The organism is Mycobacterium simiae (assembly GCF_008370645.1).
GTDB lineage: Bacteria > Actinomycetota > Actinomycetes > Mycobacteriales > Mycobacteriaceae > Mycobacterium > Mycobacterium simiae_A.
Window position 1 is genome coordinate 1 of record NZ_VTZN01000685.1, and the last position, 220, is coordinate 220.

Consider the following 220-nt stretch of genomic DNA (forward strand, 5'->3'; position numbering starts at 1 on the left):
CGGATGGCCCATATTCGACTTGAGAGACCCCAACCACAAGGGCCGATCCGCATCACGGCCTTGGCCGTAGGTGGCTAAGATCGCCTGTGCCTCAATGCGATCGCCTCGCTTGGTGCCGGTGCCATGAGCCTCCACGGCATCCACATCGACCACGCTCAAATCTGCAGCCGCCAACGCCAGCCGAATCACCTGCTCCTGTGCGGGGCCGCTGGGGGCGGTC

Annotated in this window: 1 pseudogene; it reads right to left on the bottom strand. The window is 64.5% G+C overall.

What is annotated here, in order from left to right:
- A pseudogene (locus F0Q45_RS27360) lies at positions 1 to 220 on the bottom strand (polyketide synthase); the annotation flags it as partial.